Consider the following 8,438-nt stretch of genomic DNA (forward strand, 5'->3'; position numbering starts at 1 on the left):
CTTCACAACCACCTAGAAATGGTACTCAGCCGATACCTTGAAGGTACGGCCGGAGGTGTTGTAGTAGGAATCAGTAAAGCTGTCGTAGTTAGTGACGTAGTCTTCATCCAGTACATTATCAACTCGGGCGCTCAAGGTGCTGCCTTCGCTCCATTGGTAGCGTGTGCCCAAACCCAGGATCGCATAATCACCCAGCGCAACATCACCATTAATACGACCCGTCTCAGACTGCAGGTCGGTGTTAAACAGCCACTGCCCATACTGGTAGGCAAGTGCTGCAAAGGCAGTCCATTCCGGTCGGTTGTTCAACCGCTCGTCATCCCCATCGCGCGCATCGGTTAGGGTCGTGTTAAACCTGAGGTCAAAGGCTCCTATTTGCTGGGCAAAGTCCAACTCCAGACCAAGAATGCGAGCTTCATCGATATTGGCTGCAGTAAAGGTGTTCGGGTCAGAGCCAATCAGATTGGTGGTATCGATACGGTAACCACTGACGCGCCATTCGCCACCCTGGGTAAACTGCCGAAGAGCCAGTTCAAAACTCCGCGATTCCTCGGGTTCCACGTTTTCATCGCCATAGTTCGGAAAGTACAATTCATTGAAACTTGGCGCCCTGAACGCTGTGCCAGCGGTACCAACGATCTCCAGTGTATCGGTAATCAGGTAGGAGGTACCCAGGGTTCCTGTTGTATAGGTGTCGTAGGCGCTGTTGTTGTCGAATCGCAGGCTGCCCTGCAGGCCGAGATCGCCTGCGTAGGTTGACAGGCTTGCGAACACACCGGTGTTAGTGCGTTCGGTTTCGTCGTAGTCGGTGGTCGATTCCAGTTCAACCGTATCTACGTCAATACCGACAGCGGCCGATACATCGCCAATGGTGCGTTCAGCCAGTGCTGTGGCGGTATAGCCTGTAGTTTTGAACTGGGTATCGTTGGCGGAGTCATCTCCATCACTGTTGACGCTGTCGTCTACATACCGGCCCAGGCGCGAGCTCAGGTGGGTATTGGACGAAACGTCGTAATCGAGTGACAGGGAAGAATTGGAGAGATCGGTCTGTGTTTGCCAGTCAATGTCACTACTGCACGGGATCCGTGTGAACCCGGCATAACAGGCAGAGTCATAGTCTGCAGTGCTGCTTGACTGAACATGATTGATTCCCAGCAGCAAGTCATCGCTTATTCGAGTATCTACAGAGAGGTTACCTGAAAACTGGTTGAATCCATCTTCATCTTTATTCGAATCAGACTCCAGAGTGGTGCTATCAAAACCGTCGGTGCCGGTGTAGAAAATGTCGGCTGCAGCGCGCGTTTTCTCGGTCGAGAAATCAAAGCCAGCGCCGAGTTTGTGGTAATTATGGCTACCATAGCTACCAGACACATAAATGTCGTCTTGTGAGGCGTCAGGCGACTTGGTAAAGACCTGTATCACCCCGCCAATACCATTTGCTCCGTAAAGGCTGGAAACGGGCCCCCGGACTACTTCAATACGTTCGATATTGGACAGTGAAATGCCGGCAAAAGAGGTTTGTCCGGTGCTGGCACTGACCTGAGGGACGCCGTCGATGAGTACCACAACCTGACTGCTGGTCGTTCCTCGCAGTAAGACGTTGCTGGTAGAGCCAAGGCTGCCAGTGCTGACCAGACTGACACCAGACAAACGGCTGAGCAAGGTGCCAAGGTCACTGTCCTGAAAGTGTTTCAGGTCTTCTTCGGTCAGTACCGTTACTGCAGACTGCGTCTGAGTGATTGGCACTGCGTATCGGTTGGCGGTGATCACAACGTCTTCAGCGACGGCCATGGTTGGCAGTAGCAAGACTGAGGCGGTAAACATAAAACGATTCATTGAGGTTCCTTTCGTCATTCATATTGGATGAATAAACGAAGGGACAAGTCTAGCGGCTGACAAACGGAAACACGCACAATTGACTCTATGGTCTGACCGGATGACAGAAATCCACTTTGTTGCCCTCCGCAACAACAGGGTATTCAGTCAAAGGCCGGTCTCCGGGCTTAAGGATGCTAGAGGGTACAACTGAACCTCTATGACGTGGCGCCTTCCCGCTTGCGCAGTGGCTGAGTGCCTTGTCCATCCTGTTACCGTTGCGGGGGCAGCATCAGATTTTCACTGATTTCCCGTACACCAATAACTGTCTGTTTGGTGGCGGCATCATAGAGGGCTTTCTATGAGCAGGCAAGCCGCACCGACCCAACTGATGGCGCCGACCCTGTGTGATCAATGGCGATGCTTTAGGCTTGTTTGTGAAAGCCTAACCCAGGTTTGATGATTGTTCGCGGGCTTGAGCCAGACGACGAAACCGGGCTCGCCATGGTTTCTCGATAAAGGTATAGGTACCAAAAGACAAACCTATAACGACTGCAAGCGCGAATAGATTAATCAGGCTGGCAAACGGCGTTTGAAAGACTTGTTGCATGCCCATACCTGCCCGAAAGATCTCACTGGTGGGCACGCCAAGCACGTACTCCGCAATGTTATCAAAGACAATGAAGACCAGCGCATGGGTCATATAGATTGAATAGGACAGTGTGCCAATGAACAGTAGCGGCGCGGTGGATAGCAGAGAGCTGAACCAACCGCCAGACTGAATGGTAAAAACACAGATCATTAGCGCAAAGCTGACGAAGGTGGCCAGTTGAACGGTTTTGTCATCGTGTGATTGCCAGACTAATAGCAGGGTGGCTATGACCACAGCGGTTTCAAGCATGTGGCTAACCATGGGTCTGAAGGTTATGTACCGGTCTTGCGTCTGGGTAAATATAAAAGCACCCAGAAAGAACCCGCCGACGCACCGGGGGAAGCCGAACTGGTCCGCGCTGAGCAACGATGAACCCGTTTGCTGGTACAACAGAGCGTATGACACCAAGCTGACCAGGAGGTACAGAAAGGGTTTTCGGTTCCGCGGGGTAATGCTAATAAATGCGAAGAATACCAGGTAGGTGAAAAACTCGACACTGATACTCCAGGCGGGGTAATTCCAGCTCAGAGTCTGGGTGGCTCCCATGCCATTGACTAGAAACAGGTTTGCAATGAAGGTGGTGATGCTGTTTTTGTCAAAAGGGTTGCCACCCAGGTTCAACTCGAAGTGGGCGTACCCTTTTAAGAGTATGTATGGCAACCACATTAAGAGCATGAATAGATGCAGCGGGTACAGTCGACCAAAACGAAGCAAGGTGAAGGTTTTGAAATCGAGACCCTGATCAATTTTTTCTGAATAGGCGAGAGCGAGCACAAAACCCGAGAGAATGAAGAAAAAATCAACGAATATCGAGGCCTCTCCAACCAGAGGCGGGTAGGCCGCGACGACAAAGCTCGAGTGGAACAGTGCCACCATTATGGCCGCCAGGCCGCGCAACGATTCCAGAGACGGGTATTGCATGAGCTCACTCCTTTGAACACAACGATCCAAACCACAAAGCAAGACACCCTCAAGAAGGGACCTTGTACGGTAGTAACAGGTTGGAACAGGCAGCTTCAGATCATAAGCAGAAGGGGTTTAGTGAGGCATCAACTCTGAGCCAGCTCCATGGCTTCCAGCGTGTACAAATATCAGCTTGTTAGAGCCTGATCAAGGTAAAAATAGAAAACCCGGACAGTGCTGCCCGGGTGTTTGGTTCAATGCTCCCGAGAATCGGGGGCGTGGGGCATGGTGTTATTCGCCCAGATAAGACCGGTACATCCAAACATCCTTTTCCTGCTCGCGGATGTAGTCGCCCATCAGGGCGGCGGTGCCTTCATCGTTGGCTTCCTGCGCCAGAGAAAGCAGGGCACGCTGTTTGCCGATCATGGCCTGGTAAGACTCCAGAATATGACCGACGGCGGCACGGCCATCGCGTACCCGCGTTTGTTCCTTGATCGTCGCGCTTTCCAGGTACTTGCTGTAGCTGTGTACGGGCTCGTGTCCCAGTGTCTGGATGCGCTCTGCCACTTCATCGATCTTGGTCAGCAGGTTGGTGTATAGCTCTTCGAACTTGACGTGCAATTCAAAGAAGTTTTCGCCTTTGATGTTCCAGTGAAAACCCCGGGCATTCATGTAGAACACCTGGTAGTTCGCCAGTAATTCGTTCAAGCCGGACGCCAATTTTTCTGCACTGGCCGTGTTCAATCCAATTGCGTTGGTACTCATGGGCACCTCCTTCTGTTAAGAATGTTCAGGACAAGTGTCTGACACAATAGAAGTGAGGGCGAATGAAAGGAGTTAAACCCTCTTATAGTTTAATAATATCAGCGAGGCTGAGTTGATTACTTGAAGCTATAAATTGGGTGGTTCAGCTGAGGGTGGTTTGTCGGAAAATCAGGCCCGGTCCTGGCCAGCCTGTGTGCGGGGTTCGTCGTAGATGAGGGCGCTGCCGATGCGGTGTTTGCCGTGAAGTTCGGCAATGGCGTCATCGAGCAGGATCAGGTATTTGAGGTCTATCGGGTGAATATCGACACCCCGGCGCTGGCACTGGGCGGCAGCGTAGGCGTGCTTGATCACCATAAAAGGCGTGTGATCACGCTCGCGCAGGTGCACGGCGAGTTGGTGTTTTTCCTGCTCTGTGAGTCCGTCTATAAACATGAAGGTTCTGTCGGCACCGTAATCGTAAAAAGCAGGGTATTATGTATGACGCTGGATGCCTAACTCTGTGATGCAGTCGAGGGTCAAAGTGTGATGCGTCTCTAGAAATAGCTTATTTTCGTCAAAAATATGACCTCTTGACCGCGTCTTTCAAATAAAATTGGGAAAAAGTCAAATTTTAGACTCATTTCAGTGTCGGAAATACCGAATTCATGAATGGCCGGGGCTGAGCAGTCCAGCCCGGGCCATTTATGAATCAGCCTATGCTGCTGATGTTAATTGGCCAGGTCACGCAGCACGAAGTGTAGAATGCCGCCATGGCGGTAGTAGTCCCACTCGACGGCCGTGTCGATGCGAACCCTGGCTGCAAAGCTGCGTTGCTTGCCTTGAGTGTCGGTCACGTGAACGGTTACTTGCTCCGGCTCACCCTGCAATGCCTCGACGGAAAAGTGCTCTTCACCGGTTAGGTTAAGGCTCTCAACCGACTCACCTTCCATGAACTGCAAGGGTAGAACCCCAAAACCGACGAGGTTTGAGCGGTGTATGCGCTCGTAACTTTGCGCGATAACAACTTTAACGCCCAGCAGATTCGTGCCTTTGGCCGCCCAATCTCGAGACGAGCCGGTGCCGTATTCCTTGCCGGCCAAGACCACCAGAGGCGTGTCTTCCTGCTGGTAGCGCATGGCCGCGTCGTAGATGCTGATGGTCTCACCGCTGGGCAGATGTTTGGTCCAGCTGCCTTCGGTACCCGGAGCCATTTGATTGCGCAGCCGAACGTTGGCGAAGGTGCCCCGCAGCATCACTTCATGATTGCCGCGGCGAGAGCCGTAACTGTTGAAATCTTCTGTGCTGACACCTTGCTCCTGCAGGTAACGCCCAGCCGGGCTGTCGGGTTTGATGGCTCCGGCGGGCGAAATGTGGTCTGTGGTGATCGAGTCGCCAACTTTTACCAGGCACCGGGCTTTGTTTACGGCGCCAGGCGCGCTGGGTGTCTTCGACATACCATTAAAGTAGGGCGGTTGTTTAACGTAGGTGGAATCCGGCCAGCTGTATATTTCGTCCTGCGGGACCGGCAGATCCTGCCAGGCCTGGGTACCGGCAAAGACGTCTTCATACTTTTCCTGATACAGGCCCGACCCCAGCGCAGCTTGCACGGTTTCTGCGATATCGTGCTGGCTTGGCCAGACATCTTTCAAATAGACCGGCTGGCCATCTTTTCCGGTGCCGAGCGGTTCGCGGGTAAGGTCTACCGTCATTGAGCCTGCCAGGGCGTAGGCGACTACCAAAGGCGGTGATGCGAGGTAATTGGTGGGTACGTCCTGATGGATGCGCCCTTCGAAGTTACGGTTGCCTGACAGCACCGACGAGACTTTCAAGCTACCGGCTCTGATGGCGTTTTGAATGGCCGGGTGCAGCGGCCCCGAATTGCCAATACAGGTTGTACAGCCAAAGCCGACAATGTTGAATCCCAATTCATTCAGCGGCTTCATCACGCCGGCTTTTTCCAGATAGGCGGGCACAACCTGAGACCCGGGTGCCAGTGATGTTTTTACCCAGGGTTTAACCGTCAGGCCCAGTTCATATGCCTTTTTAGCGACCAGGCCGGCAGCGACCATTACCGCCGGGTTGGAGGTATTGGTGCAACTGGTGATGGCGGCGATGACTACCGCTCCATGTTTGAGCAAGTGTTTTTCGCCCTCTATTTCATATTCCACCGCGCCGCGATCGTGCAAATTAAGGCTATCGACTGCCGTCTGGCCACCTTCACCTTCGAAGCGACCTTGCTCCGGTGCTTTGTCGGTCGTGATGGTGTCGGCCTCTGCTTGCAGTATCTGATCAAAGGCTTTGCTGGCATCGCTGAGGACGATTTTGTCCTGCGGGCGTTTGGGACCAGCGATGCTGGGTACCACGGTGCCCAGGTCGAGTGTAAGGGTATCGCTGTAATCGGCCTCGGCGGCACCGGTATTACGCCACAAGCCCTGTGTTTTGGCGTAGGCTTCCACCCGATCCCGAACGGACTTGTCGCGACCGGAGAGTTCCAGGTAGCGCACGGTTTCCCGGTCGATCGGGAAAATGCCGCAGGTGGCGCCGTATTCGGGGGCCATGTTGGCAATGGTTGCACGGTCGGCCAGTGGCAGGTTGTCGAGACCATCGCCATAGAATTCAACGAACTTACCAACCACGCCTTTTTGCCGCAGCATCTGGGTTACCGTTAATACCAGGTCAGTGGCGGTGGTGCCTTCCGGCATCTGGCCGGTGAATTTGAAGCCGATGACTTCGGGTATCAGCATGGTAATGGCCTGGCCCAGCATGGCTGCTTCGGCTTCAATGCCACCCACACCCCAGCCCAGCACACCCAGGCCGTTGATCATGGTGGTGTGTGAGTCGGTCCCGACCAGGGTATCGGGCAGAGCCCAGGTTGCGCCGTCTTTCTCTTCGGTCATCACCACATCGGCCAGGTACTCAAGGTTGACCTGGTGCACGATGCCAGTGCCCGGGGGCACTACGCGGAAGTTGGAAAACGCCTGCTGACCCCAGCGCAGGAACTGATAGCGCTCACCGTTGCGTTCGAACTCGCGCTCGGTATTTTTGGCCAGCGAATCGGCTTCGCCGTAATAATCGACCATCACCGAGTGGTCGATCACCAGGTCGACCTGGCTGCGCGGGTTGATCAGCGCCGGGTCTCCCCCCAGTTCGCGCATGGCCGCTCGCATGGCGGCCAAATCCACCACGGCTGGCACACCGGTAAAATCCTGCAGCACGACGCGCGCTGGTGAGAAGCCTACCTGGTAGCTCGGTTCTGTTTTGGCATCCCATTGGCACAACGCTTTAATGTCATCCGCCGTGACGTTCTTGCCATCTTCTTTGCGTAACAGGTTTTCCAGCAGAATTTTCAGCGAAAAGGGCAGGCGGGCGATGTCGAAATCGTTCGCCAGCGCATTGAGGTTGTAGAACTGATAGTGCTGATCGCCGACAGTGAGCGTATCCCGGGCATTAAATGAGTCGGTCATGGCACCTCCAGAGTAAAACGGATTAATAACAGGCTCTAACCTTGGCACAGTCAGGCAGGATTTCCAGTGCCTGGGCGATTGAGTTTGGCTATGCACTGGCACGGGTGCCAATGACCTGTTTTTTCCAACTCGATCACAACGCTGTTTTACCGCATCCCGTAAACTGGTGTTATCGTCGTTTAACAGCCATAAGCTGCCAGGGAAGTGTTGGTGGTGCGGGTCTTATTAACCCGAACCAACGCGGCAGTTGTTTGCATAGGGAGTTCACCATGCCTGCTGCACCACCAGCCCAGGGCTATTTGCACTTGGCCGGCTACCGCCTGCCCATCCTGGCCCTGACCGGTCGCGAAGCGCTCAACCGGCCCTGTTACCTCACAGTCACCTGCCCAACACCGCTGCCACTGCCCGGCACCGAACTGCTGAACCTGCCCGCTTCGGTCGAACTGCAACTGATCGACGGGCGCAGCCGCTGGTTTCATCTGCAAGTGCAGCAACTGGAACTGATTTCAGACGGCAACGACCGCGCTGAGCTTCGCCTGGCCAGCAAATTGCACCAGGGCACCCTGCAACCGCGCACCCGCCTGATGATGGACCAGACCCGGGAACAGGTGCTCAAGCACCTGCTTGCCAGCATGGGCTACCAGCCACAGGAACTCGACCTGATTCTCGAGCCCGGCCCCGCACCCGATGGCCCCTTCCTGCAAGCCCAGGAGACCAATCTACAGTGTCTGCAACGGCTGCTGGCCGAGATCGGTGCTAACTACTGGTTTGAGCACCCACCGGGGCAAGACCACGAGACCCTGGTGATCCGCAACAACCCGGACATCACCCCCTATCTGCCCCACATCGAATGGGCCAGC

6 protein-coding genes and 1 riboswitch are annotated in these 8,438 nt (G+C 54.4%); of the genes, 1 reads left to right on the forward strand and 5 read right to left on the reverse strand.

From position 1 onward, the window contains the following. Window positions 1–12: 12 nt before the first annotated feature. From ABJT94_RS00755 to acnA, 5 genes are all read right to left on the reverse strand, one after another. A complete protein-coding gene (locus ABJT94_RS00755; RefSeq protein WP_348476890.1) occupies window positions 13–1,836 on the reverse strand; it encodes a TonB-dependent receptor in 1,824 nt (607 codons plus the stop codon). Between the two features lie 134 nt (window positions 1,837–1,970). Continuing rightward, window positions 1,971–2,180: riboswitch (cobalamin riboswitch) on the reverse strand. Between the two features lie 80 nt (window positions 2,181–2,260). Beyond that, entirely contained in the window at window positions 2,261–3,388 is a 1,128-nt protein-coding gene (locus ABJT94_RS00760; protein WP_348476891.1) for an acyltransferase, read from the reverse strand. 273 nt (window positions 3,389–3,661) lie between these two features. Then, entirely contained in the window at window positions 3,662–4,135 is a 474-nt protein-coding gene (locus ABJT94_RS00765) for a Dps family protein (RefSeq protein WP_348476893.1), read from the reverse strand. Window positions 4,136–4,303: 168 nt separating this feature from the next. Then, window positions 4,304–4,567 (reverse strand): hypothetical protein, encoded by a 264-nt coding sequence (locus ABJT94_RS00770; RefSeq protein WP_213679412.1) that lies wholly within the window; start codon window positions 4,565–4,567, stop codon window positions 4,304–4,306. Window positions 4,568–4,842: 275 nt separating this feature from the next. Then, window positions 4,843–7,578, reverse strand: coding sequence for an aconitate hydratase AcnA (gene acnA, locus ABJT94_RS00775; protein ID WP_348476894.1), 2,736 nt, complete (start codon window positions 7,576–7,578; stop codon window positions 4,843–4,845). Window positions 7,579–7,847: 269 nt separating this feature from the next. Here acnA and ABJT94_RS00780 point away from each other — a divergent pair. Further along, window positions 7,848–8,438: contractile injection system protein, VgrG/Pvc8 family (locus ABJT94_RS00780; protein ID WP_348476895.1), on the forward strand; the 591-nt coding region annotated here is incomplete at its 3' end.

This window comes from Saccharospirillum sp. (assembly GCF_039982735.1).
Taxonomy (GTDB): Bacteria; Pseudomonadota; Gammaproteobacteria; order Pseudomonadales; family Natronospirillaceae; genus Saccharospirillum.

Coding starts and splice junctions, on each gene's coding strand:
- ABJT94_RS00770 (WP_213679412.1), bottom strand. CDS start 4,567: ATGTTTATAGACGGACTCACAGAGCAGGAAAAACACCAACTCGCCGTG.
- ABJT94_RS00755 (WP_348476890.1), bottom strand. CDS start 1,836: ATGAATCGTTTTATGTTTACCGCCTCAGTCTTGCTACTGCCAACCATG.
- ABJT94_RS00760 (WP_348476891.1), bottom strand. CDS start 3,388: ATGCAATACCCGTCTCTGGAATCGTTGCGCGGCCTGGCGGCCATAATG.
- ABJT94_RS00765 (WP_348476893.1), bottom strand. CDS start 4,135: ATGAGTACCAACGCAATTGGATTGAACACGGCCAGTGCAGAAAAATTG.
- acnA (WP_348476894.1), bottom strand. CDS start 7,578: ATGACCGACTCATTTAATGCCCGGGATACGCTCACTGTCGGCGATCAG.